The organism is Kribbella sp. VKM Ac-2571, from assembly GCF_004362255.1.
GTDB lineage: Bacteria > Actinomycetota > Actinomycetes > Propionibacteriales > Kribbellaceae > Kribbella > Kribbella pratensis.
In genome coordinates this window covers 49431-75935 of the sequence record NZ_SNWS01000023.1, presented here as the reverse complement: position 1 = coordinate 75935, position 26505 = coordinate 49431, and the positions used below count along the sequence as shown (strand labels likewise).

At 68.8% G+C, this 26505-nt stretch carries 17 protein-coding genes; 14 read left to right on the top strand and 3 right to left on the bottom strand.

All coding sequences use genetic code 11. The features are described 5' to 3' along the window. Window positions 1–130: 130 nt before the first annotated feature. The 5 genes from EV651_RS36795 (at window position 131) to EV651_RS36775 (ending at window position 11724) form a co-directional block, all read left to right on the top strand. Window positions 131–5494 carry a hypothetical protein gene (locus EV651_RS36795; protein ID WP_133790029.1) on the top strand — a complete coding sequence of 1788 codons (5364 nt, stop codon included), beginning with the start codon at window positions 131–133 and terminating at the stop codon, window positions 5492–5494. Window positions 5495–5569: 75 nt separating this feature from the next. Next, window positions 5570–6829 carry a multicopper oxidase domain-containing protein gene (locus tag EV651_RS36790; protein ID WP_133790027.1) on the top strand — a complete coding sequence of 420 codons (1260 nt, stop codon included), beginning with the start codon at window positions 5570–5572 and terminating at the stop codon, window positions 6827–6829. Between the two features lie 15 nt (window positions 6830–6844). Beyond that, window positions 6845–8134, top strand: coding sequence for a multicopper oxidase domain-containing protein (locus tag EV651_RS42075; protein WP_133790026.1), 1290 nt, complete (start codon window positions 6845–6847; stop codon window positions 8132–8134). Between the two features lie 11 nt (window positions 8135–8145). Next, entirely contained in the window at window positions 8146–11181 is a 3036-nt protein-coding gene (locus EV651_RS42070; RefSeq protein ID WP_202870680.1) for a multicopper oxidase domain-containing protein, read from the top strand. Between the two features lie 63 nt (window positions 11182–11244). Then, window positions 11245–11724 carry a hypothetical protein gene (locus EV651_RS36775; RefSeq protein WP_133790023.1) on the top strand — a complete coding sequence of 160 codons (480 nt, stop codon included), beginning with the start codon at window positions 11245–11247 and terminating at the stop codon, window positions 11722–11724. Window positions 11725–11732: 8 nt separating this feature from the next. On the opposite strand, the gene EV651_RS36770 is transcribed toward EV651_RS36775, so the two are convergent. Together EV651_RS36770 and EV651_RS36765 are read right to left on the bottom strand one after the other, a co-directional pair. Next, entirely contained in the window at window positions 11733–12854 is a 1122-nt protein-coding gene (locus EV651_RS36770) for a HAMP domain-containing sensor histidine kinase (RefSeq protein ID WP_133790021.1), read from the bottom strand. After that, window positions 12826–13491, bottom strand: coding sequence for a response regulator transcription factor (locus EV651_RS36765; RefSeq protein WP_133790018.1), 666 nt, complete (start codon window positions 13489–13491; stop codon window positions 12826–12828). Before EV651_RS36765 ends, EV651_RS36770 begins: the two co-directional genes overlap by 29 nt. Window positions 13492–13716: 225 nt before the next feature. Between EV651_RS36765 and EV651_RS36760 the strand changes: the two genes are divergently transcribed. The 3 genes from EV651_RS36760 to EV651_RS36750 all read left to right on the top strand — a co-directional run bounded on the left by EV651_RS36760 (window position 13717) and on the right by EV651_RS36750 (window position 17778). Beyond that, the gene (locus tag EV651_RS36760; protein ID WP_133790016.1) at window positions 13717–15576 is read left to right on the top strand and encodes a copper resistance CopC/CopD family protein; all 1860 of its coding nucleotides are present in this window, start codon (window positions 13717–13719) and stop codon (window positions 15574–15576) included. Between the two features lie 166 nt (window positions 15577–15742). Further along, the gene (locus tag EV651_RS36755) at window positions 15743–16513 is read left to right on the top strand and encodes an SDR family oxidoreductase (RefSeq protein ID WP_133790014.1); all 771 of its coding nucleotides are present in this window, start codon (window positions 15743–15745) and stop codon (window positions 16511–16513) included. Continuing rightward, window positions 16510–17778 carry a wax ester/triacylglycerol synthase domain-containing protein gene (locus tag EV651_RS36750; RefSeq protein ID WP_133790012.1) on the top strand — a complete coding sequence of 423 codons (1269 nt, stop codon included), beginning with the start codon at window positions 16510–16512 and terminating at the stop codon, window positions 17776–17778. The genes EV651_RS36755 and EV651_RS36750 overlap by 4 nt, the downstream gene beginning before the upstream one ends. On the opposite strand, the gene EV651_RS36745 is transcribed toward EV651_RS36750, so the two are convergent. Next, window positions 17734–18930 carry a CdaR family transcriptional regulator gene (locus EV651_RS36745; protein ID WP_133790010.1) on the bottom strand — a complete coding sequence of 399 codons (1197 nt, stop codon included), beginning with the start codon at window positions 18928–18930 and terminating at the stop codon, window positions 17734–17736. The genes EV651_RS36750 and EV651_RS36745 overlap by 45 nt on opposite strands. A gap of 129 nt (window positions 18931–19059) precedes the next feature. Here EV651_RS36745 and hpnC point away from each other — a divergent pair, with 129 nt between their 5' ends. The 6 genes from hpnC to ispH are packed head-to-tail and all read left to right on the top strand — an operon-like array spanning window position 19060 to window position 26503. Further along, window positions 19060–19890 carry a squalene synthase HpnC gene (hpnC, locus tag EV651_RS36740; RefSeq protein ID WP_133790008.1) on the top strand — a complete coding sequence of 277 codons (831 nt, stop codon included), beginning with the start codon at window positions 19060–19062 and terminating at the stop codon, window positions 19888–19890. Further along, entirely contained in the window at window positions 19887–20771 is an 885-nt protein-coding gene (locus EV651_RS36735; RefSeq protein WP_133790006.1) for a squalene/phytoene synthase family protein, read from the top strand. The genes hpnC and EV651_RS36735 overlap by 4 nt, the downstream gene beginning before the upstream one ends. Beyond that, window positions 20768–22108: a hydroxysqualene dehydroxylase HpnE gene (gene hpnE / locus EV651_RS36730; protein ID WP_133790004.1), complete on the top strand. Its 1341-nt coding sequence runs from the start codon at window positions 20768–20770 to the stop codon at window positions 22106–22108. Before EV651_RS36735 ends, hpnE begins: the two co-directional genes overlap by 4 nt. Further along, window positions 22105–23145 carry a polyprenyl synthetase family protein gene (locus tag EV651_RS36725; protein WP_133790002.1) on the top strand — a complete coding sequence of 347 codons (1041 nt, stop codon included), beginning with the start codon at window positions 22105–22107 and terminating at the stop codon, window positions 23143–23145. The genes hpnE and EV651_RS36725 overlap by 4 nt, the downstream gene beginning before the upstream one ends. After that, window positions 23142–25055, top strand: a complete 1914-nt coding sequence (gene shc, locus EV651_RS36720) for a squalene--hopene cyclase (RefSeq protein ID WP_202870679.1) — start codon at window positions 23142–23144, stop codon at window positions 25053–25055. The genes EV651_RS36725 and shc overlap by 4 nt, the downstream gene beginning before the upstream one ends. Then, window positions 25052–26503, top strand: coding sequence for a 4-hydroxy-3-methylbut-2-enyl diphosphate reductase (ispH, locus tag EV651_RS36715; RefSeq protein WP_133790000.1), 1452 nt, complete (start codon window positions 25052–25054; stop codon window positions 26501–26503). Before shc ends, ispH begins: the two co-directional genes overlap by 4 nt. The last annotated feature ends 2 nt before the right edge of the window (window positions 26504–26505 follow it).

Genomic DNA, 26505 nt, shown 5'->3' with positions numbered 1-26505 from the left:
GGACCTCGGTGAGAGTCGCGTGACAACACTGTCATCCGGGCCCGCCCGCCTGGTCGCTGCCGCACTGTTGCCGCTGACAGCGTGACGTCCGTGGGACGTCCGCCGGGGGACGGCAAGTGGGGGAGGGATCGTGACGTACCAGCAGCGAGTTGTGTCGCGGCGCTGGGTCCGGGCGGTGGCCGGACTGAGCCTGATCGCGATGTTGTCGGCGGGTCAGGCCGTGCGAGGGGCAGCGCCGGCAGCGGCCGCAGGACCGGGGAGTCTGACGCTGCACGTCGCCAGTGCCCGGTCGGTGAACTCGGGTCCCGGATTCGTGCACGAGAACGATCCGGTGCCGCACTACAAGTGGCTCATCAACGTCGACGACACCGGTGACCCGGGCACGCGGGCCAACCAGCTGACCGACCGCTGCCTGCCGGCCACAGCTCCTGGCGGCTCGTCCGATCCGGACTTCGCGGATACCTGCCCGTGGCCGTCGACCCGCCCGACGTCGGGCTTCGCCCCGATCGTTGCCCAGGGCACTGAAGCGGATCTGAACGACGGTACGGCGCTGGGCAACCTGCCGCCGGGCAAATACCTGATCTCCGTCACAGCTGACGGCTTCAAGATCGACGGGCAGCACTTCACCGTCAGCTCGGGCGCGACGACGCACGCCGTGGTGCGGATGAACCCGACGCCGCTGCCGCTGACCACGCTGCGGCTCCAGGTCTTCAACGACAACGTCCCGGTCGACGGCACCTACGAAGCCGACGCCGAAGGCGGACTCGCCGGGTTCACCGCGACCCTCACCGATGTTCTCGGCCTGGTGAGCACCGACTACTACGGCAATGCGCTGTGCACCGTCTACCGGCACGCGAACGCCAACGGCAGCGGACCGATGCTGTTCGACGCCAACAACAAGCCGGTCGTCGACACCACCCGGACCACCGGGCAGTGCGTGAGTGATGCCACCGGTCAGATCGTGATCCCGAACCTCGGCCCGAACCGCTATGCGGCGACCGTCTCCCCGCCGGCAGGACAGAGCGGTCAATGGGTCCAGACGACCACGCTAGAGGGTGGTCACGACCACGACATCTGGCAGCAGGAGGGTGAGACCGGCTACGACACCGAACAGGTCCGTGGCGCGGAACTGGTGTCAGCCGTCCAGTTCGGCTTCGTTCGGGCCAGGGGCATCACACCGCCGGCCGGTACGCCGCCGACGGGTGAGATCAAGGGCGTCGTGATCGCCGGCCTGCCGTACATCGGCGGCCAGAACGGGCAGGTCGTCCCGGAGACCGGTTTCGCCGGCGCGAAGTCCGACGGCCCGATCGCCTATCCATGGGTTGCCTTGTCCGACCTCGACGCGGGCGATGCCGCCGTGTACGTCGGTCGCGGTGCGGCGAACGGCAGCTTCGACATCACCAATGTGCCGGACGGGACGTATCAGTTGACGCTGTGGGACGACGACCAGGACTACATCCTGTGGAGCTTCAACGTCGAGGTGCACAACGGTGATGTGACGGACGTCGGCAACAAGATGCTCGTCGGCTGGTTCACCCACATCAACGGCAGTGTGTTCGTCGATGCCAACGGCAACGGCAAGCGCGACACCGGCGAGCGGGCGGTGCCGAGCTTCGCGCTGACCGTTCGCGAGCGCGACAACTCGCTGATGGACCAGTACACGAACACCGCGGTGACCGACTCCGCCGGCAATTACGACATCAAGGAGACCTACCCGTTGGGCAAGTGGCTCGTGCTGGAGGGCTTCAACACGCGCTACAAGACCACCGGCATCACGTACCAAGGGGCCAACGAGACCAAGCCGACCACCCAGCTGGGCAGCCTGGTCGACATCAACTTCCTGCCGATCATCGGTCTGCGCGGCCGGATCGACTGGGGTGTGCAGCCGTACGACCCCGGTACGAACGGAGGCATCGTCGGCACCGTCACCTACGACACGACCCGGAACGAGCTCGACCCGGCGAAGGCCGCGACCGAGCCCTACCAGCCCGGTATCCCAGGGATCCCGGTCCGGCTCTACCTGCCGAAGGCCTGTACTGACGCAACCCCGACCGAACTCTGCCGGCAGGGCTACGAGACCGAGCCCCAGCAGATCTCGGACGACAACGGCGGCTTGGTGGACAACCCGCGGTACGGCGCTTTCGTCAAGGGTCCCGAGGTCCAGGACGCCTATACCTCGGAGGAGTGGGCTCCACCGCGCGGCTGCACGGCCCGGATGTACAACGGTCAGCCGCTGACCGATCAGCAGGCCCTTCCGGCGTTCGGTACCGCGGAGAACCGGTTGTGTGTCGAGGCCCCGATGATGGGGGTCACGGTCGGAGCCAGCGACAGCGCGGGCGGCGGTCAGACCGTCAACGGCAACTACGGATTCACGAGCTCGAAGATCAATCTGTACCCGCCGACGGACACCGTGCACAACCCGGACGGTCTTGCGCTCTACGCGCCGCTGCCGGCCGGCCAGGAGCAGGACCTGCCTGCCCGCGACTACATCGTGTCGGTCGACATCCCGAACGACCCGGTCGACGGCAAGCCGATGTACAAAGTGACGCGGGAGGAGGACGTCAACGTCTTCGACGGTGACACGTATCTGCCGCAGGAGAACTACCCACCGGCCACGCCCGCCCAGGCCGCCGATCCGGCGGGACCGCCCGACCCGACGCCCACACCGCCGGATCAGCCGCCGTCGCAGCAGGCGGGCATCATCTCGCCGTGCGCCGGACCGCTGCACACGGTCGACGTCACCAATGACGCGTTCAACGCCGGCGGCGGCAGCCCGTTCCAGGGCTACGAGCGCCCGCTGTGCGGCGACAAGCTGGTCGGCCTGCGGGCCAACCAGGCGACCGCACCCAACTTCAACCTGTTCACCGACGTCCCGATCCCGACGCACTTCTGGGGCCTGACGCTGAACGACCTCGGCCTGACGCTCGACAAGCGCAGCGTCAACTACGGCGAGGCGCAGGGCCTGCCGTTCGTGCCGGTCGGTCTGTACGACTGGTCCGGCCGCCTGGTAGACACCGTGCACACCGACTTCAACGGACTCTACGAGGCACTGGAGCCGTCCACGGGCACGTACAACTGTCCGCTGCCTGCCGGTCCGTGCCCCAACATGTACCGGTTCGTCGGCAACGATCCAGGTCAGCCCGGTGCGCTGAACCCGGACTACAACTCCAGGTTCAGAACCATCGCGACCAACTTCCAGGCCTGGCCCGGCCTCTACACGGTGACCGACCAGGCTCCGACGCAAGTAGCAGCCACCGTCCTGGCGCCGGACACGACCACGGTCAACCCGACGATGTGTGACCTCGGGGTATCAGTGCCGCAACTGCTGTCCGTCAGCAGGCCGTACATCCGCCGGGGCGATGCGAACCGGTCCATCACGGTGACCGGTTTCGGCTTCGGAGCCTCCGGTGGTCCGGACCGGCTGACGCTCAACGGTACGACGATGGCCGTGACGAACTGGACCGACAAGAGCATCACGTTCACGGTGCCCGCGTTGTTCCCGCTCGGCGCCGCCGTCCTCGAGATCACCGGGAACAACGGCAGGACGAGTGTGAACGGACTGACGGTTCAGGTGCTCGCGGCGAACGTCCCGCTGCTCGCCGGTGTGACCGCGAGCAACCCGCTGATCGCGGAGGTCGGTCCGACCAAGCAGTACAAGACCGTCCAGGCAGCACTCGAGGCGGCCACGCCGACACGGCTACGCCCGTACTGGCTGGTGGTGGTCTGGCCGAACGCACAGACCAGCACCAACCCCCGTGGTGACTACAACGAGAACGTCATCGTGCATCATCAGGTCCGGATCCAGGGTGTCGGCCCGGGCGGCTTCGACTCGGCCGGCACGTGGATACCGGGCTCGATCCTCGACGGCTCGGGCTTCAATTTGGACAATCCCAACGGCGCCGCCTGGATCAACCTGCTGAGCGGCCTCGTGTACTCCGGAAACCCGGCAGTGCCGGATGCGGCCGTGGTGACCGTGCTGGACGACCCGAGGCGAGCCCGGTTCACGCCGACCAGTTGGCCGGTCACGCTGGACGGCCTCAGCATCACGGGCGGCGCGCAGGCTGACATACCTGGCAACGTCAACGTCCTGACCGGGGCCGTGAGTACGCCGTACGGCGCGGCCGGTGCGCTGGTCACGCAGGGCGGTGGGGTCTACGTGCACTCAAACGTCCGTGGCGCGCAGGTGACCGACAACGTGATCCACGGCAACGGTGGCTCGTACGGCGGTGGCATCCGGATCGGTACGCCGTACGTCGGTGACAACCGCAACTACGACCCCGTGATCGCGCGGAACCAGATCCGTGACAACGGCGGGACCAACCTGGCCGGCGGCGTCGGGCTGTTCACCGGCAGCGACGGCTATCAGGTCACCGACAATGCGCTGTGTGGGAACTTCTCCGCCGAGTACGGCGGTGCCCTGAGCGCCTTCGGCTACATGGCCAACCCCGGTGGCAGCACGGGCGGATCGATCACCCGCAACCGCGTCTGGTTCAACGCGTCGTACGACGAGGGCGGCGGCCTCATGATCGCCGGCGAGCTGCCGGCCACGCCGACGGCACTGTCGCCGGGCTCGGGCCCGGTCAAGATCGACGCCAACGTCATCCAGGCGAATCTGGCCAACGACGACGGCGGCGGCATCCGGTTGCTCCAAGTCAGTGGATCGCACATCTCCCGGTTCGATCCGCAGACCGTCGCGATCACCAACAACACGATCGCGGACAACGTGTCGGCGCACGAGGGCGGCGGCCTGGCGCTGGACGACGCGGCCTTCGTGAACATCGTCAACAACACGATCACGAAGAACCTGACCACGGCCACGGCCGTGACCAGCAACGGCCAGCCGGCTCCGGCCGGTCTGTCCACCGCGGCGAACAGTGACCCGCTGCAGGCGAGGCTGCGCAACACCTCGCTGTTCTCCGGTTCGCAGACCCTGGCGGCCACCGAGTTCAGCAAGCCGACGCTCCTGAACGACGTGTTCTGGGACAACCGGGCCGGCTCCTTCAGCGGCGGGTACGTCTACGGCATCGGCGGGCAACTTCCGGACGGTACGCCGAACTCGGTCAACAACTGGGACCTGGGTGCCGCCGATGTTCCGGGGGCGCTGCTGACACCGACCCACACGGTGCTGCAGGACCTGACGGGGACGGCTCCGGACGCGACGAACTCCACCGTCGACCCGGGCTTCGTGTCGCCGTACGAAGTGTCGGTCAACATCCTGGCCGTCCGGTCCTACCCGGCCTTCCGGGAAGCCGCCATCGTCGCGCAGCTGCTACCACCGGACCTGATGGGCGACTTCCATCTGGCCACCGCCACGCCGGCGTCGTCGGCGCGGGGCCGCGGGGCGGCGAACGTCGTCGTCCGATGGGGCACAGGCACCACGGGCTTCAGCTACACCGTGGCCGCGCCCAGCCCCGACATCGACGGCGATCCCCGGCCGACCGGTACCGGTGTTGCCCGGCGGTACGACGCCGGGTCCGACCAGATGACGCCGTGAGCCGTGCAGCCCGCCGTTCCCCCACCGGCGGGCCGCACTTTCGTCCTACACCGAACCAGCAACGGGAGAACTCCAGTGACTGATATCTCCACGTCGCGTGGATTGACGCGACGTTCGTTTCTCACCGGCGCGGGTGCCGTCGGCGGCGCGGTGCTCGGTGGGCGGCTGCTCACCGGCGGCGCCGTACTGGCCGCACCCGACCGGTCGGCGGCGCTCGCCGCGCACCCTGTCAGGCAGGTCCATCTGGTCGGCACGGACGGGTGGGTCGGGATGCCCGGCGACGCTCCGCCGGACCCGCCGTTCTTCCCCGATCCGCTGGCGCCGAGTCCGTTCAACACCTACGTCTTCGGGTTCCGCGACGTGACCGGGATGACTTCGAACCTGGTCGCCGCGCAGCGGGGCAAGGCGCAGATCAGCGCGCCGATGATGGCGTTCGACGAGGACGACGACATCTATCTGACCCTGACGAACCTCGGCCTGGCACAGCGGCCTGACCTCTTCGACGGGCACACCCTGCACTGGCATGGGTTCGTGAACGCGATCCCGCTGTTCGACGGCGTACCGGAGCTCTCGCTCGCGGTGCCGATCGGGCGGGATCTGACGTACTTCTACCGGCCGCACGATGCGGGCACGTACATGTACCACTGTCACTTCGAGGACGTCGAGCACGTGCAGATGGGCATGACCGGCATGGTGTTCGTCCGGCCGGCTCAGAACCGTACCCCGCTGCACCCGGGGGAGCGGTACGCCTACAACGACGGCGACGGGTCGACGGCGTACGACCGGGAGTTCGCTTTCATGGTCACCGAACTGTGGTCCGCGGCGCACTACCGGGACGCGCACATCCAGGTGAACGACTGGACCGACTACGACCCCAGCTTCTGGCTGCTCAACGGTCGCGCGTACCCCGACACGATCGCCCCGAACGGGGACCCGTTGAGCACAGCGGCGGGCCGCCTGCAGTACCAGCCGATCTCGTCGCTGATCCGCTGCAACGCCGGCGACCGGGTGCTGCTGCGGTTGTCGAACCTCGGCTACCAGAACCACGCGATGACCGTGGACAACCTCGACCTGACCGTGATCGCCAAGGACGCCAGCCTGCTGAAGGGTCGTGACGGTACGACGAACTACCTGACCACGAACATGGTCGAGATCGGGCCGGGTGAGAGTCGCGACGCGATCTTCGTCGCGCCGGGACCGGGGGAGTACCTGCTGTACGACCGCAAGTACTCCTATCTCGACAACGGTGGCGGGGCCGGGTACGGCGGGATGATGACGAAGATCGTCGTCGGCGCCCCCGGCACCTATCCCGCGCAGACCGCGGCGAACGCGTGAGGGGGCGATGATCTGATGAAACGACTCTCGGTTCAACGATGGCTGGCCCTGACGGCGGCCGCTGTACTGGTCTCGGTGCCACTGGTGGTGCGCACCCAGGCGTCCGCTGCGGAGATGTCCGAAGGACTCCTCTGCGACACGGACTCGAACCAGACCTTCTCGCTGACGGCGAGCGACGGGTACGTCGCCACGCCGGACGGCAACTCGATCTTGATGTGGTCCTACGGCAACAGCAAGCGCGGCTTCCAGCTGCCCGGTCCGACGTTGTGTGTCGAGTCCGGCCGCCCGGTCACCGTGATCCTGCACAACAAATTGCCCGAGGCAACGTCAATCGTCTTCCCCGGCCAGCAGTCGGTGAAGGCGAACGGCAACCCGGCCCAGCCACAGTTCGATTCCGGTGGATCGCTGACCTCACTGGTCCAGACTGCCGACGGTGCCGACGGCTCGGTCACGTACACCTTCACCGCCGGTAGCCCGGGCACGTACCTCTACGAGACCGGCACCGACGTCGACAAGCAGCTCCAGATGGGTCTGTACGGCGCGCTGGTCGTCCGGCCGGCCGGTCACCCGAACCAGGTCAACGACCGACCCGACTCGGCCTTTGCCAACGGCAAGGAATACGTGTATCTGCTGTCCGAGATCGACCCGGACGTCCACCTCGCGGTCGAGCGCAACGAGCCGGTGAACGTGAACGCCTCGAAGTCGCGCTACTTCATGATCAACGGCCGCAGCATGCCGGACACCCTGGCGCCGAACAACGCACCCTGGCTCCCGGGCCAGCCGTACGGCGCCCTCGTACACATCAAGCCGTACGACGCGGCCACCAACCCGCTGCCCGCCACGATCCGCTACCTGAACGCGGGCAGCGTGAACTACCCGTTCCATCCGCACGGCAGCGACGAGCGAGTGATCAACCGTGACGGCCACGCCTTGCAGGGCACGGCCGGCGAGGATCTGTCGTACCAGAAGTACGACCTCGATGTCGGACCCGGGCAGACGCTCGACGTCCTGATGGACTGGCGCGACGTCGAGCACTGGAACGCGACCACCAACCCGATCCCGACGCAGCTCCCGGCGATCACCGACCAGTTGTTGGTCGGACCCGATACCTGGTTCTCGGAGAGCGGCTACCTGGGCACCAAGAACCCGGTGCCTTCGAACCTGACCCAGAACAACGAATGTGGCGAGTATTACCACATCGCGCACAGCCACGCGCTGGAGCAGGCGACCAACTACGGGGCAGCTTTCGGCGGCATGATGACGGTCTTCCGCATCGATCCGCCCGCCGGCTGTGCGAGCCAGTGAGGACACCGACGATGACGAACAGATTTCGGGTCGCTGCCATAGGTCTCGCGACCACAGCGCTCGCCGCCGCGATGCTGTCACCGGTCTCCGTCTCCGCGGCACCGGCAGCTCGGCTGATGCCCTCGCGTGCATCGGCCGCGGTCGGCAAGCTCACACCACGTGGATGCAGCTTCGGCACTGCGACGGCCGCCTGCGACCTCTACGCGATGGCAGGATCGGCGAGCGTACTCGGAACCGCCGTGCCGATCTGGGGCTTCTCCTCGACCGGTACCGCGGGCTCGGCTACTGCACCAGGTCCCGTCCTGGTCGTCCACCAAGGCGACCAGGTGACCGTGACCTTGCACAACCAGCTCGCCGGACAGACCGTCTCGCTCGCATTTCCGGGCCAGGCGCTGCCGGCCGGCGGCGAGGACACCGCGGGAATAGCATCGGGCGCTCGCGCCTACACGTTCACGGCCGCCAAGGCGGGAACGTTCCTCTACGAAGCCGGTCACACCAGCGGCGGTGCTCGGCAGGTGGCGATGGGCCTGGCCGGCGCTTTGGTCGTACTGCCGTCCGACGGCACGGCGTACGGGACCCAGCCGGCCGGCTACCCCGACAGCCAGTACGACGACGACGCACTCGTCGTCCTGAGTGAGATCGACCCGGCGTTCAACGCGAATCCGGCCGGGTTCGACCTGCGGAAGTTCACCCCGAAGTACCGGCTGATCAACGGAAAGCCGTTCCCCGCCAGCGATCCCGTCGCGACGGACCAGGGGCACAAGGTACTTCTCCGCTACGTCAACGCGGGGTCGCTGGCCCACCCGATGACGGTGCTCGGCGGCCTGCAGACCGAGATCGCGCAAGGCGGCCATCCGGCCCGTTACAGCACGACGGTGGCCGCCGAGAGTGTCGATCCTGGTCAGACGATGGACGCGCTGGTGACCATGCCGACCGGGCCGGAAGCCAAGTTGACGCTCTACGAGACGGCGCGGCATCTCGACAACAACGCGCAGCACACCGCCGATCCGGCGCAGTTCGCCTTCGGCGGCATGCTGACATTCCTCGACACGAACGCGCCGCGACCGAGCACGGACGGCGTCGGTCCGGTGTCGACCCACCTCCGGCTGACCCCGAACCCAGCCACCGGGGAGCTCCCGGTCACGATCACCGCGGATCTCAGCGATGCGACCACCGGTGGCTCGGTGGTCACCCAGGCGGAGTTCGTCGTCGACGACGCGGTCACGGTCGGCCCTGGATTCGGTACGCCGATGAGCCTGCCGGCCAGTGGTGTCAGCGTCACGGGCGCCACGGGGAGCCTCACCACGGCCATGCTGGCCGCTCTCGACGCCGGCCGTCACACCGTGTTCGTGCGGGCATTGGATGCCGCCGGCAACTGGGGCGTCGTCGGCTCGGTCATCCTCAACCTACCGAAGACCGGGCCGCAGACGATCAACGGTTCGATCGCCGACGTACCCGCCAACGGCACGGTCGCGGTGAGCGTCTCCGCGACCGGAGACGACTCGGACGCCGGTGGCCTGATCACCGCGGCCGAGTACTTCCTGGACACGGCCGGGACCAACGGCACCGGGACGCCGCTCACACTGAACCGCAGCGCGACCGTAGTCTCCGAGGACGTCGACCTGACACCGGCCGTGCTGCAGACCCTCACGGAGGGAATGCATCACGTGTTGGTCCACAGCAAGGATTCGCTGGGTCTGTGGGGTCCGCCGCTGGACATCCCGCTGCCGATCGACGTCACCGGTCCGGCGGTCGACGCCGCCGCGGTCGGTCCGAACCCGACGAACGGCGTGCTGGCCGACAAGAGTCACCCCGGCAGCTTGCTGGTCTCGGCGGAGATCACCGACAAGGACGCCGGTGGCGCTGCGCAGAGTCTGCTGGTCGACGCCGAGGCGTTCCTCGACCCGACGGTTCCGAATCCGCCCGGTGGGACCGGGCTGCAGATGCTGCCGGTCGACGGGAGACTCGACTCCACTGGCGAGGCCTTCTACGGGCTGATCCCGCTCACCCAGGTCAAGGCGCTGGCCGACGGCACCCATCACGTCTACGTGCGTGGTCAGGATGCGGCCGGTAACTGGGGCGCACTGTTCGCGGTGAATCTGGTGGTCGACAAGACGGCGCCGGTGCTGGGTGCACTGACGGCCGCTCCGAACCCGACCGGTGGGGCAGACACCCTGACCCTCACTGCTCCGGTCACCGATGCCTCGCTGATCGCGAAGGCGGAGTACTGGCTCGGTGCCACCGACCCGGGTGTCGGCAAGGGCATCTCGGTTCCGGTGAGCGTGGTGGCGGGCAAGGTCCAGGTAACCGTTCCGCTGGCATCGGTTGTCCCAGGCAACCAGGTGTTCAACCTGCGGGTGCAGGATCTGGCCGGCAACTGGAGCAAGGCGGTCAACACAACCGTCTCGGTCCAGCGGCCGAACCGGATCTTCTCGGACGGGTTCGAGTCCGGTGGGTTCGGCTTCTGGAGCTCGAGCACCGGGGGCGTCGCCAACACGACCACCTCCGCACTCCCGGGACCGCTGGAGCCGGGTAGCCTGCGCGGGCTGCAGGTCACCCTGCCGGGCGCCGGCTATCTGACCGACAACACACCGGCGGCGGAGACGTCCTACCACGCGAGGTTCGTGTTCAACCGGAACACGCTGACGTCGGGAACCAACGCGAACACCGCGCTGAGCCTGTTGCAGACGCGGACCGGCTCGAACGGACAGGCGTTCGCACTGGAGTACCGGTTCACGGCCGGGTCGGCGCAGGTCCGGACTGTGCTCGATCGCAGCGGCGCAGGTGCACTCACGGGTGCGTGGGTGACGCTCACCCCGGGCACTCACACGCTGCAGGTCGATTGGACCTCCGGGCCGGCGACAGGTGGCTCGGCCGGGTCGTTGCGACTGCTGGTGGACGGCGTGAGCCGCTCGCTGCAGACGGGGAACACCAGCACGCTGCGGATCGAGACCACCTGGCTCGGCGTATCGGCCGGGATGAGCGCGACGTCGTCCGGGCAGGCGTACTTCGACACCTTCAACTCGACCAGGTTCACGATGCCGTAGGAGTTCCACGACCGGGGCCTCGATCGCTCGAGGTCCCGGTCCCGTCCATGGGAGGGGACAGACATGCTGGAGACATCAGTTCGTTCGGAGGTGCGGCGGTCGCCGCGCGTCAATCGCCTGGTCGTCCTGTCGGCCGTGCTCGCGATCGCGCTGGTCGCGGGGATTCTGGTGGGGTTGCGGGTGTGGTCGTCGGCCGACGCCGGGACGTTTCCTCAGAGCTCCGCGATCGAGCAGCAGTACGGCGTACGGTTCAGTCGGGTTGCGGTCGTCGGCGACGGCGGCCTGATCACCTTGACGTACGTCGTCCTGGACAGTGAGAAGGCCACCCGGTTCCAGTCGGACGTCGGACATCCGCCTGAGCTCCGGAGTGAGGCCCGCGACGGCGGAACCAAGCGGGTGTCGGTGATGAAACAGGGGCACACACTACGCGCCGGACAGACGTACTACCTCGTTTACCAGAACACCAAGGGCGCCCTGCGACACGGCGAGCAGACGTCGATCCACGTCGGCGATCTTGTCCTGGCACATGCGCCGGTTCTGTGATGCCGGCATCACCCTGCCGCGGAGATCCCTCCTGGCTGCAGCGGCAGGAGAATCTCGAACAGGGCACCGCCTTCGGCGGCGTCCGAGACGATGATCCGGCCCCCGTGCGCACGCACGGCGGCCTGGGCCATCGGCAGCCCGAGCCCACTGCCCATCGGGACGACCGAGGGCGGCGGGCGGTGCCAGAAACGCTCGAACACGTGCGGCAGGTCGACGGCGCGGATACCGGGACCGGCGTCCGCCACACCGATCATGTAGCAGGGGCCGGAGATCGTACCGGACAGCCGGATCCGGTCTCCGGGCGCGGTGAAGTGGACGGCGTTCTCGATCAGCGCGTCGACGGCGAGTTCGAGCCAGTCTGCGTCGGCCGTGATCGTCGCGGCGGCCGGTCGGTCGAGTCGCCAGTCCCGGTCGGCACTCTCGGACCAGTTCGTTCCGATACCGGCGAGCAGGTCGCCGAGGTCGACCTCGAGATGCCGGAGCGCGCGTCCGGAGTCGAGCCTGGCAAGTGCGAGGAGCCGGGTCGACAGTGCCGACAACCGATCCATCTGGCGTACGACCACCGCGTAGTCCACGGCCGAGTCCGGATCATGGGTCAGGACCGGTTCGAGAAGCTCGAGATGCCCGACGGCGATGCTCACCGGCGTCCGCATGGCATGTGACGCGTCGCGGAAGAACTCGCGCTCACGCTCGAAGACGGCAAGCCGCTCCTCTGCCATCAGTTCGACCTGCTGCTGCGCTGCGACGCGGCGACGGGCATGCCAGACCATCGCCAGGAACAGCAGTGGCATCAAGGGGATCTCGGCCCACTCGGCGCGGCTCGTACCGTCCTGCAGTTGGTGACTGACCAAGATCCAGCCGGTGGTCACGGTGACCAGGAGAGTGACCAGCAGAGTCGGCTTGAGCGGCCAGACACGGAAACCGTAGACGAGCGTGAGGCCGAGGAAGAGGAGGTGGTACGGAACGACTTCGCGCTCGATCATCACCTGCATGAGTGCGAGCATCGCGAGTATGAAGACGGCGAGCAGTCCGTCGATCACCCGGTACCACTCCGGCGTCAGCTTGCCGGTTCGGAGCCGGCCGAGCCAGGCCGCTCCGCTGTCACGCGCTCTGAAGCTGATAACCGACATTGCGCACCGTCTGGATCACGTCGCGGGTCATCTTGCCGCGCAACCGGCGCACGTAGACATCCACGACATTGGTCGCGGGATCGAAGTCGTAGCCCCACACCGCCGACAGCAGCTCGCTGCGGGAACAGACCTTGTCCGGTTTTCGCATCAGGTGCTGCATCAGCAGGAACTCGCGCTCCGACAGCGCAGCCTCGCTGCCATCGATCCGCAGCTTCCGCGTCCGGATGTCGAGCAAGATGTGACCGACCCGCAGGACAAGGTCAGGGGTCTCCTTGCCGGCCGCACCGCGGAGCCCGAACCGCACCCTGGCCAGCAGTTCGCGGATCGTGAAGGGCTTGGGCAGGATGTCTACTCCTTGCTCCAGGCAACGGACGCGGGCCTCCGCGTCGGCGACCGCCGAGAGCACCAGGATCCGGGTGTTGGGGCTACTCACCAGCACGGCCGCGATCACCGCCTCGCCGTCGACCTCGGGCATCCGCAGGTCGAGCACCATCAGCTCCGGCTTGCGGGTCAGCGCCATCCGCAAGCCGTCGCCGCCGTCCGTCGCGGTCAGCACCCGGTACCCCTCGGCCTCGAGCCCTCGCCGGACGAAGCGCACCACTTCCGGTTCGTCGTCGACCACCAGAATTGTTGTCATGTTCCCCCCATGCCGGACGCGCTTGTCACGCGACCGTCATCCCGGTCCGCCCCCGAACCCAAGGACATACTGACTCAGGGTGACGCCGGAAGGAAGGCCCACGACACAGCATCTGCGCCGATTCCGTCATGACAGTTCGATGAGAGGGTCGTCATTTCGGCGTTCTTCGGGTCTCCTGCGGTGGATGCTCTCGGACACCACTGCTGGTGTCCGAGGGGGGAGACCGTGGGCACGGTCAGACTGGGTAGGCGGGCCCGTCGATGGGTTGCGGCGGCCACACTGCTGGTGCTCAGCGCGGTGTGGTGGGCCGGGTCCAGTGGAGTCGCCCAGGCGCATCCCGTGCTCCTCCGGTCGACTCCCGAAGACGGTCAGACGCTGCAGACCGCGCCCCGGCAGCTCGACCTGTGGTTCTCCGAGCCCCCGACCGAGGCCGGCATCGAGATCTCGCTGTCGGATCGCGACGGCAAGGCGGTGCCTCTGGGAACCACTCGGATAGCCGACCGCGGGATCCACCTGGTGGTGTCGGGCTTCCCGGCCTTGCCGCGTTCCGTGTACGAGCTGCGGTGGAGCGTCGTGTCGAAGTACGACCTGCACCGGCTGCAGGGCACGCTCGTCTTCGGTGTCGGCCTCGCGGCGACCTCGACCGGCGCCCCGGCACGATCTGCCACCGGCCCCGCTGCCACCGTGGTCGACGTGATTCTCGGCTCGATGGATCTCGCAGCGACCGCGGTCCTGTGCGGCTGGGTATTCCTCGCGGCGAGGCTCGCTCGTCGCCGGTCCACGGCGCTGCTGGAACCGGCAGTCGGTGTGATTCTGCGGCTTGCCGTCGCTTTCGGATTCCTCTCGGTCTTCGTGTCGCTTTCCCGGATCGCGAGGCAGTGGTCAGAGGCCCACAACTCGGACTCGGGACTGGCAGTCCTCAAGGAGTCAGGTCAGCTGAGCCGCTGGACGCTCCGCGAGCTCGCCGTCATCGGCGTCGTCGCGGTGCTGGTCCGGACCGCGCGCGGCTCCCGGCCGGGACCGGCAGGTACGGCGGCGCTGGTAGGACTCGTGCTCGCGGACCTCGTACTCCGGTCCGCGAGCAGCCATGCCCAGAGTGGTCCGGTGTCCCTGATGGTCCTGTCAGCTCATACCGCGGCGGCGCTGACGTGGATCGGAGGACTCATCGTCCTGGGCATCCTCACGGCACAGCTCGGCGGACAGAGAGCGGAGGCCGTGCCGATCTGGAAGGCCTTCGGTCCGGTGGCAGCCGGGTCCGTCGCCGTTCTGTCCGTGACCGGCCTCCTCCTGGCGGGGCGCCAGGTCGCGACCGTGGACGCGGCACTCGGAACGCTGTACGGCGGGGCCTTGCTGGTGAAACTGCTCATCGTCGGGGTTGTGCTGGCCCTTGGGCTCCGGCATGCGCGGCGGTTGCATCCGTGGTTGACGCGGTCGAATGCCCAGCAACCCGCGATGCCAACCCCACGGGGCCTGGTGGTCGCGCCGCTGCTGGGCGTCGCTGTTCTGCTGTTCGCCGTGGTACTCGCCGTGACGCCACCAGCACGGGGCCCGCAGTTCGACAGAACGGCGGCGGCTACACCGCGGGCGAGCTATCAAGTCGACGATCTGCTGATCACGGTGACGCTAGGCCCGAACCAGCCGGGTCGCAGTCTCCTCCTGGTCGACGCCGTGAGCAGCCGGCGCCCGGCCCCCGACCCGATCATCGCTATGACCGTGGACCTCGGCTCAACCACCGGAACAGCTCTCCGGCCCGCGACCGGCAGCCTCCCGGGGAGCATCCGATGGCAGGCCGCCGTCGACGTCGAGGCGACCGGGCAGCTGCCGCTGCGAATAGTGGCCGTCCGCGACCATCCCGGTCCCGTCACGCTCACCGGAACCTGGGTCGTCCCGAGCGGCCTGCCGCCACGCGCGGTCCTCGTCTCGAACAGCCCGCTGGCGCCCTGGACCAACGTCGGCGCGACGGCTGTCGCCGTACTGTCTCTGGTCGTCGCGACCGTTCTCGGTGCCCGGGAGCGTCGCCGTACCACGGACCCTGAGCTACCTTCCGAGCCAAAGGACTTCGCCGGTGCCGGGACGCGATCCTGACTCGGCGTCGGCCGGCAGTAGTTCCCGGGCGTAGGGGATCGTGGGCGGGGACGCACCGGCGCGGACCGTCGCACCGAAGCGTCCGAGGCGTCCGAGGCGTCCGAGGCGTACAGTCGCGCCGCCGAACATGGTGCATGGTGGTGGGGAGGACGGGGTAGGAGGTGCGATGCGACTGGGTGGGAAGGTTGCGCTGGTCACCGGCGGGTCGGCGGGGATCGGGGCTGCTGTGGTGGAGTGCCTCGCCTCCGCAGGGTCCGAGGTGGTCGTGCATGGACGTGACGCCGAGCGGAGCGCTGCGGTTGCCGAGAGGGTGGGCGGCGCCGTTGTGCTGGGAGATCTGGCTGTGCCCGGCGTGGCAGTCGAGGTCGCCGAAGCGGCGATCGCCGTCCACGGGCGTGTCGACGTCCTGGTCGCGAATGCCGGCGCCGGCTGGTCCGGGCCGTTCACGAAACTGAACGGCGACGAGCTCGAACGGCTGGTCAGGCTCGACCTGCTCGCGCCGCTCCACCTGGTTCGTTGCCTCCTGCCCCCGATGATCGAGCGGCAGAGCGGTCACATCGCGCTCGTCGGGTCGGTCGCCGGGCGTACGGCGGTCGCCGGCGAGGCCGTCTACACCGCCACCAAGGCCGCTCTGGACATCTTCGCGGAGAGCCTCCGCCTGGAACTTCGTGATACCGGTGTCGGTGTGAGCCTCATCGTCCCCGGCGTCGTGGACACCGCGTTCTTCACCGCCCGCGGCCGGCCGTACGAGCGGAAGCGCCCCCGGCCGGTGTCCGCCGCCACAGTCGCGCAGGCACTGGTCGATGGCATTGCCAACGACCGCGCCGAGGTCTGGGTGCCGGGCTGGCTCCGCGTCGCGCCGGCCGTGCGTGCGCTGGCGCCCGGCCTCTACCGACGACTGTCGGCTCGGTTCGGCGATCAGGTCCCGGGGAGATGAACGGCACGGTTGTCGCGTCCGCTGACGCGTTCTTCCTGCACATCGAGCGTATGGGCGCGGCGCAACACGTCGGCGGTGTCGTCGTCCTCGAACCCACAGATCAGCGACCCACGCTGGACGAGGTCCGGGCTCTGGTGGCCAGGGACTTCGCGCGACTGCCACGAATGCATCAGCGCCTCGCACTGCCGACGCGCTGGCGCCGTCCGCGCTGGGTCGAGGCGGAACACGTCGACCTCGATTGGCACGTAATCGAGCACCGGTCGACTGCTGGGTACGCCGGCCTGCTACGGCTCATCGGCGATCTGGCGGAACAGCCGATGCCGCGGGACCGTCCGCTGTGGCGGATCGTGCTTGTTCGCGACGTCGGTCCCGACGGCGCCGACGCCCTTGTCGTGCTCGTTCACCACGCGATTGCCGACGGCATCGGAACGGTGCTGCACGCCATGAGCCTCTTCGAGCCTCGCGTCTCGATCGCCGTGCCGACCGATCCCGGGCCCCGTCGACCGGCACGTGCGGCGGCCATCGCGGCCGGCCTGGCCCAACTGGCGACCGACGGCACCGCGAAGCCGTTGCCGGGCGGTTCGTTGTGCCGCGACTTCGCGACGGCCGACGTCCGGTTCGACGTCGTACGACGGATCGCGGCAGCCCGGGGCGTGCGGGTCACAGACCTGTTGATCGCACTCCTTGCCGACGGCGTGCACGCTGTGTCGCCGGGGCTCCCGCGGACCATGCGGTTCTCCGTGACGATCATGGTGCGGACGCCGGACAGCGCGGCGGAAGGCAACGCGACCGCGGCGGTCATCGTCGAGGTGCCGGTGGACGGGAGACCGTTCGACGAACTGCTCGCCGAGGTCGCTACGCGGACCGGGCGGCTGCGGCGGCCCACGCGGGCGCTCGCGTCGCGATTCGTGATGGCGATCGGGCTGCGGGTCGTACCGGAGCCGTTCGCGGAGTGGTTCGCGCGCACCGTGTACGGCCCACGGTTTCTGCACGCGGTGGTCTCGAACATGCCCGGTCCGACGGTCCCGATGACGTTCGCCCGGGTCCCGCACCGCACCGCGTACCCGATCCTGCCGCTGGTGCCGGGTACGCCGCTCGCCGTTGGGGCGCTGAGCTGGTCCGGCGTCCTCGGCATCGGCTTGGCGACCGACCCCGCACTGATCGACGGTACGGCGCTGGCCGCTCACGTGCAGCGGACGCTCCGGAAGCTGAGTGCCGGGTCAGGGCCCGGGCCACTCGAGGGCCAGGAAGAGGCGGGCGCGTGAGTCCGGGTCGTCCAAGCGGTCGCCGTACAGGGTTCTGAGCCGGGCCATCCGGTACCGCACGGTCTGGGGGTGGATGCTCAGCTCGTGCGCGATCGCGTGCCGGTCGCCGAAGTGCCGCAGCCAGCTGGCCAACGTCTGTGCGAGCCGTTCGCGGGCCGCAGCGGTCTCACCGGCGAGTGGCGCGAGCATCTCCTCGCGGAGCGCCGCGACCAGGGCCTCGTCGCGCCAAACGATCAACGCGTCCAGGTGCTCATCCGCGAACACCGGGTCGTCGGAGAGTACGCCGGTGCTCCGCAGCCGGACTGCGATCCGGGCGATCTCCAGACTGCGCGGAAGTTGTGCCAGGGCGACGGCGTTGCCGACCACGGCGCCCATCCCGGCGAGCTCGCGACCGAGCTGCAGCCGGCGTCCGGGACCCGACGGTTCCGGAACGATCGCGCCGACCACCAGGCCGTTGCGCCGGATCGGCAGCGCGCCGGGCTCGAGCCGCGCGACCAGCGTGCCCGTGGGCTGGTGGTCGCCGCCGTAGATGACGACTGCGGCGGTCTCCGGGATCCGCCAGGCTGCCTGCCGTGCGGCGGTGCGGATCGCTTCGGTGCTCGCCCGGCCGGACAGCAGCAGGTTGGCCAGTTCCTCGCGACGCCGCTCCCGGGCCACGGCATCGTCGATCTGTTCCTGCAGATAGCCGTTCGCGGCCGAGAAGGACAGCTGGTTGACGAAGACGAACACCGAGTCCGCCAGCGCAGCGAGATTGTCCGGCGCGAACTCCAGCCGGAGCGCAGTGGCCGCGACATGTCGCCACGCGACCCGGGCGCCGAGCTGGAAGGCGGTGAGCAGCCGGGTCAGATCGGTGCCCTCTCGCAGTTGCCGGCGACCGATCTCCTCGAACACCTCGCGGACGGTTGCGTCGGCCCGTTCGGCATGGTCGAGCGTGGTCTGCCCCGGGCTGCTGAGGTTGGCGATCGACATGTCTAGCAGCCGGTGGACGAACAGTTCCGCGGGCCCGAGCACGACGTCCCGGTCGGTGTCCAGGAAGGCCGCGTAGTCCGGCCAGTGCTCGGCCAGCCCTTCGCGGACGTCGTCGAGCAGATCAGGCAGGCCTGTGAGCAGGGCCGCCTCGAGGCCGGCGCGGTCGAAGGTGGCGATGGTCATGCGATGACTCCCACAGAGAAGCTCAGGGAATGCGCATCGAGCCAACTGTAACGCCGTGACAAGTTCCGGTCGCCGGAATGTTCACGATCGGGGCAGAGTTGGCAGGAAACCGCTTCCGATGATGGAAAGGTGCATCCAGACGGGCTGCAGAGAGAACTCGGTAGGAGGGAACAGGGCGAGAATTTCCCTGTCGCGTTGAAGTTCCTCCCCGGCGCACCGCGGGAAGGCCTGCATGCCATCTACGCCTACGCGCGGACGGTCGACGAGCTGGGCGACAGCCTCCCCGGGGACCGTACGGCGGCATTGCACGCCTTCGCGGACGACCTGGACCGCATCTGGACCGACCGGCACCCGGTGCACCCCGTCCTGCGTCGGCTGGACCCGGTTGTCCGCGCCCACAACCTGCCGGCTGATCCGTTCCACCGCCTGATCGAGGCCAACCTGCAGGACCAGACGGTGACGCGCTACCGCACGTTCGACGATCTGGTCGGCTACTGCCGGCTGTCCGCCGATCCGGTCGGCCGGATGGTGCTAGGTGTCTTCCATGTCAATGATCCCGAAACCGAACGGCTGTCCGACCTGGTGTGTACCGCGTTGCAGCTGGTCGAGCACTGGCAGGACGTGGCGGAGGATCGCCGGGCCGGACGGATCTACCTCCCGCAGGAGGACCTGACGTCGTACGGCGTCCCCGAGAGCGACCTCGACCAGCCCGCCGCGTCCGAGGCGCTGCGGCGGTTGATGATGTTCGAGACCGATCGAGCCGGGCGGATGCTCGACGAAGGGTCCGCGATCGTGCGGCGGCTGCACGGGTGGGCGCGGGTGTCGGTCGCCGGGTTCGTGGCCGGCGGGCAGGCCACGGTACGGGCCTTGCGCCGTACGGGCGGCGACGTACTGGCACACGAGGCGCGGCCGTCGAAGGCCGAAACGGTCCGTCTGTTGATCAAGGCGGTGGCGCGATGAAGCCGACGGTTGCCGAGGCCTACGCCGCCTGTCTGGACATCACCAGAGCGGAGGCGCGCAACTTCTACTACGGCATCCGGCTGCTGCCGCCGCCGAAACGCCATGCCTTGTCGGCGCTGTACGCACTCGCCAGGCGGATCGACGACATCGGTGACGGCGACCTGCCGTTGGAGGACAAGCGAAACGCGCTCGCCGCGGTCCGCAAGGATCTCGGCCGGCTCGACGACCTGGACGAGCCGGTGTACGTCGCGGTGGCCGACGCCGCCCGTCGGTACCCGGTCCCGCTCGGTGCGTTCGAGGAACTCGTCGCGGGGGTCGAGACGGATCTGTGCGACGTACGCATCGCGGACTTCGATGAGCTCGTCGTGTACTGCCGCAGGGTCGCGGGATCCGTCGGCCGCCTCTGCTTGTCCATCTTCGGTCCCAGCACCGGGGGCACCGATTTCGAGACCCTCGCGCTGTACGCCGACCAGCTCGGGATCGCTCTGCAGCAGACCAACATCCTGCGCGACATCCGCGAAGACTTCATCAACGGCCGGATCTACCTTCCGTCCGACGAGCTGGAGCACTTCGGCGCCCGGATCGCCCTCGACGAGCACGGCGCGCTCGATGACCCGCAGGGCCGGCTGGCCGGGTACATCCGGTACGCGGCCAGTCGGGCACAGGACTGGTACTCGCTCGGCTGGCGGCTGCTGCCGTACCTCGACCGGCGCAGCGGTGCGTCCTGCCGCGCGATGTCGGGCATCTATCACCACCTCCTGCGCCGGATCGGCGCGAACCCTGTCCTTGTCTATGACCAGCGGTTGTCGCTGTCGGCGGGGGAGAAGGCCCAAGTCGCTCTCGCATCGTTGGCCGGACCACGGAAGCGGGTGCCGTCATGAAGCGGGTGGCTGTCATCGGCGGCGGTCTCGCGGGGATCACCGCTGCGCTCGAGCTGGCCGATGCGGGCTGTGCGGTTGCGCTGTTCGAGGCGCGGCCGAAGCTCGGCGGGCTGACACACTCGTTCGAACGGCACGGTCGGTGGATCGACAACGGCCAGCACGTGTTCCTTCGGTGCTGTACGTCGTACCTGCGGCTGCTCGACCGTTTAGGGGTGCGGGATCAAGTGCACCTGCAGCGGCGGCTCGACGTACCAGTGCGAAGCGGCCTGCACCGCGGGGTAGGGCGGATCCGGCGGAACGGGATGCCGGCGCCGCTGCACCTTGGGCCCGCATTGGCGTCGTACCGCTGGTTGGGGGTCGCGGAGCGGATCGCGGCGATGCGAGCGGCGCTGGCGATCGCACGGGTGGACCGGACGACTGCAGAAGCGGATGCACAGTCGTTCGGGGAGTGGCTGGCGGCGCACGGTCAGAGCCCGCGTGCGGTGGAGGCCTTGTGGGAGCTGATCGGGATCGCGACACTCAACGCCCGGGCTGACGATGCGTCGCTGGCGGTGGCGGCGACGGTGTTCCAGCTCGGACTGCTCGAGCGCAGCGATGCCGCGGACATCGGGTGGTCGTTGGTGCCGTTGCAACGGTTGCACGGTGATGCCGCCGCGCGGGTGTTGATGGCTGCGGGCGTCGCGGTGCGGTTGCGGGCACGAATTCGGGCCCTGGAGGAACGCGACGGTGCTTGGACGATCGAGGGAGAGCAGTACGACGACGTCGTACTGGCGGTCCCGCCGGCTGAGGCGACAGGACTGCTGCCAGACGGTGCGGTGGAGCTGCCTGCCGGGTGGGCGGAGGCACTCGGCAGTTCGCCGATAGTCAACGCGCACGTGATTTTCGATCGGACTGTGCTGGACGAGCCGTTCGTCGCCGGCGTCGACAGCCCGCTGCAGTGGGTGTTCGACCGGACGGTGCAGAGCTGCGGGGGAGTTCATGGCGACAGGGATGAGCAGTACATCGCCGTGTCTCTGTCGGCGGCGGACGAGCTGATCGACACTCCGGTCGCCGACCTGCGTGAGCTGTTGGTGCCTGCTCTCCGGCAGTTGCTTCCCGCGGCTGCCGACGCGCGTGTGAAGGAGTTCTTCGTGACCCGAGAACGACATGCCACCTTCCGGGCGGCACCCGACTCCGGCCGGCTCCGTCCGGGTGCGACCACGGCCCGGGCGGGCCTGCACCTCGCAGGTGCCTGGACCGCGACCGGCTGGCCCGCCACGATGGAAGGCGCCGTACGCAGCGGCGAGGCCGCGGCAGCCTCGGTGCTACAGACCTCAGCACTGCCGGTAGCGTCATGACCGCCGTCGATCCGATGCCGTCGGCAACCAAGGTACCGGATCTCTTGGCCCGTGCGCGGGATCTGGTTGACCCCGCGCTGCGGCAGGCCGTGACGCGGCTCGACGACCAGACCCGGCTGGTCGCCTCCTACCACCTCGGATGGTGTGACGAGGACGGCCGGCCGACGACCGGCAGTTCTGGCAAGGCGATCCGGCCGGGGCTGACGTTGCTCGTCACCGAGGCGGTCTGCGGTACGCCGGATCCGGGTGTGCCCGGCGGTGTCGCAGTCGAGTTGGTGCACAACTTCTCGCTGATCCACGACGACCTGATGGACCGCGACAGTCGGCGCCGGCACCGCCGGACCGTGTGGGCTGTCTGGGGCGACGCCACCGCGATCCTGGTCGGGGACGCGCTGGCCTGTCTGGCCGACGAGGTGCTCGCGGAATGCGGCTCGCCGTACGCTGCCCGAGCCGGTCATGCACTGGCGGTCGCGACGCGGGAGCTGATTCGCGGACAGGTTCTCGACGTGGCCTTCGAGCAACGCGACGACGTCGGCCTGGCGGAATGCGTGGACATGGCTGTCGGCAAGACCGGCTCGTTGCTCGGGGCATCGGCCGAGCTCGGCGCGATCCTGGCCGGTGCTGACCCTGCGACATGCGAGGCGTTCCGCAGATACGGGCGGGAGCTGGGGCTGGCGTTCCAGCTCGTCGACGACCTGCTGGGCATCTGGGGTACGCCGGAGCAGACCGGCAAACCGGTGTTCTCCGATCTGCGGGCGCACAAGAAGACGCTGCCGGTCGTGTGGTCGCTGGAGTACGGCGGGACGCCTGGGCAGGAACTGACGGCGTGGCTCGCGGAGACCGGGGATCCGTCCGAGGACGACCTGCAGCACGCCGCCGTACTCGTGGAACGCGCAGGCGGACGCGAGTGGGCGATGGCCGAGGCCGCGGAGCGGGTGCGCAGGGCTGGCAGGGCCTTGTACGTCGGGGGTGTCCAGCCGGCCAACCGTGAGCAGCTCGATCAGTTGGCCCAGTTTGTCGCGGAGCGTCAGTTGTGACCGCTGAACGGGTGGCCGAGGAGTCGCGGGCCGACGTACAGGTGCAGGAATGCCTGGACGCGGCGGTGTCGTACCTGCGGTCGTTGCAGCACGAGGACGGATGGTGGAAGGGCGACCTGGCGACGAACGTGACGATGGACGCCGAGGACCTGATGCTGCGGCACTTCCTCGGAGTGGCGACGGCGCGGACGGACGCGGAGACGGCGCGATGGATCCGGTCGCAGCAGCGTGACGACGGGACGTGGGCGACGTTCCCCGGCGGGCCCGGGGACCTGTCGACGACGGTGGAGTCGTGGGTCGCGCTGCGGATGGCGGGGGGCGATCCGGAGGCGCCGCACCTGACGAAGGCGGCCGAGTTCGTCCGATCGGCGGGCGGGGTGGAGAAGGCCCGGGTGTTCACGCACATCTGGCTCGCGTTGTTCGGGCTGTGGCGGTGGGACGACTGCCCGGACCTTCCACCGGAGCTGATTTTCCTGCCGCGCTGGGCGCCGTTGAACGTCTACAACTGGGCGTGCTGGGCCCGTCAGACCATCGTGCCGCTGACCATCGTGAGTGCCCATCGCCCGGTCCGGCCGGTCGGGTTCACGATTGACGAGCTGCTGTCAGGTGGCGCAGCGTCGGCGCAAGCTCGGCTGTGGAGCCTCGAAGGGGCGTTCCAACGGTTGGACGTCGTACTGAACGCATACACGCGATGGGGGCCGCGCGGGCCGTTGAAGGCAGTGCGCCGGTTGGCGATGCGGCGGGCGACCGAGTGGATCGTGGCTCGCCAGGAGGCGGACGGCGGTTGGGGCGGCATCCAGCCCCCGTGGGTCTATTCGCTGATCGCGCTGCAGTTGATGGGCTACCCGATCGACCATCCTGTGATGGCCGCGGGGCTGCATGGACTGGATGGGTTCACGGTGCACGCAGAGACGGCCGACGGGCCAGTGCGCTGGTTGGAGGCCTGCCAGTCACCGGTATGGGACACCGGGCTCGCGGTGGCCGCACTGCTCGACGCCGGCGTACCCGAAGACGACCAGACGGTGCTCAAGGCAACTGATTGGCTGCTGACCGAGCAGATCGACGCGCCGGGTGACTGGCAGGTCCGGAGGCCGGGACTGGTGTCGGGCGGGTGGGCGTTCGAGTTCGCGAACGACGGTTACCCCGACACCGACGACACCGCGGAGATCGTCCTCGCACTCCGTCGGGTCGAGCATCCCGAGCCGGAGCGACTGCGGTACGCGCTGGACAACGCGGTCGCGTGGACGACCGGCATGCAGTCGGCCGACGGGGGATGGGCTGCGTTCGACGCAGACAACACGGACACAACTGCCCTGAAGTTGCCGTTCTGCGACTTCGGTGCGGTGATCGACCCGCCGTCGGCCGACGTCACCGCGCACGTGGTTGAGATGCTGGCGGCGGAAGGGAAGGCCGACACTGACGAGTGCCGGCGCGGAGTCCAGTGGTTGCTGGCTGCGCAGGAGGACGACGGGTCATGGTTCGGCCGCTGGGGGACGAACCACGTGTACGGCACGGGGGCGGTGGTCCCCGCTCTGCTCGCGGTCGGGATGGGGACGGACGACCCGGTCATCCGGCGTGCGGTGCGATGGGTGGAAGAGCACCAGAACCCGGACGGTGGCTGGGGCGAGGACCTGCGCTCGTACGTCGACCCGTCCTGGATCGGCCGAGGTGACTCCACGCCGTCGCAGACCGCGTGGGCCCTGCTGACATTGCTGGCCGCCGACTCGCGTGGCGAGGCCGTGCAGAGTGGACTCGCGTACCTCGTCGACACGCAGCGACCGGACGGTGGCTGGGACGAGCACCGGTACACCGGCACAGGGTTCCCCGGCGACTTCTACATCGGCTACCACCTGTACCGCTTGGTCTTTCCGATCTGGGCCTTGGGCCGCTACCTGAGGAGCACGCGATGAGCGGCGTCGTCTGCACGCCGCTCTACGCCGAGTGGCTGGCGCTCCGAGCGGCACACCCCGTTCACACCGGCCGTTCTCGCGGATCCCGGCACGAAGGCCCGGTCCTCGTTGCAGGGGTTGCCGGCGCGCTGGTCGACGGAATCGCCCCGGGAGACCTGGTCGTTGCAACCGAGATCCAACGCGACCACCGAACAGTGAGCTGTGATGCCGCTCCTCTTGTCGTGGGGGAGTTGCGACGGCAGGGGTTCACCGTGCATGCCGGGCCTGTCGTGACCACTGATCACGTTGTCGACTCACCGGCGGAGCGGGCCGCGTTGGCGGCGCAGGGGGCCGTTGCCGTTGACACCGAGTCGGCGCTGCTGGCCGGCGTCGACGGGCGGACCGTGGTGGTTCGGGCGGTGGTGGATACGCCGGGGCGGCCCCTTCGGGCGTGGGGGATGCCTGCGCGCGGAGTGCGTGCACTGCGAGAGTTGCGGCGTACGGCGGGAGTGATCAACGCGTGGAGCGCGGCCACGGGTGAGCGGGAGGTGCTGCTTGCCGGGCCGCGGTCGTTCTGCGCGGGTGTCGAGCGGGCGATCGAGACGGTCGAGCGAGCCCTGGAGCAATTCGGTGCGCCGGTGTATGTACGCCGGCAGATCGTCCACAACCGGCACGTCGTCGACGACCTCGAACGCCGCGGCGCGGTATTCGTCGAGGAGGTCGACGCGGTCCCGGAAGGCAGCCTGCTCGTGCTCGCGGCGCACGGTGTCGCTCCGGCGGTCCGCGCCCAGGCAGCCGAGCGTCAGCTCCGCGTCGTCGACGCCACCTGCCCACTGGTCGCCAAGGTCCACCAAGAAGTACGACGGTACGCCGACCACGACGACACCGTCGTACTCATCGGGCACGCCGACCACGAGGAGGTCGTCGGGACGACGGGCGAGGCACCCGGCCACGTGCTCGTCGTCGCCGGACCCGCCGAGGCCGAAACGATCCAGGTGCCGGACCCGACCAGAGTCGCCTACGCGATGCAGACCACCCTCGCCGTCGAGGAAGCGTCCGAAACCGCTGCCGTGCTGCGTCGTCGATTCCCGGCGCTCAAAGGTCCGCGGACCGACGACATCTGCTACGCCACCAGCAACCGCCAAGCCGGCGTCCGCGCCATCGCCCGGCAGTCCGACCTGGTGATTGTGCTCGGTTCCCAGAACTCGTCGAACTCCCGCCGGCTTGCCGAGGTCGCCGAGGCCGCAGGAGCCCCCGCAGTTCTCATCGACGACGCCACCGAGCTGGAGCTCGGCCGGCTGGCCGGTGCGACCAGGATCGGCATCACAGCAGGCGCGTCCGCCCCGCCAACACTCGTCGACGAACTTGTCCGCTGCCTGTCGGGCCTGGGACCGGTCACGGTGACCGAGACCGGCGAGCTGACCGAGGACATCCGTTTCGCGCTACCGAAAGAGGTGAGTCAGGCGTGACC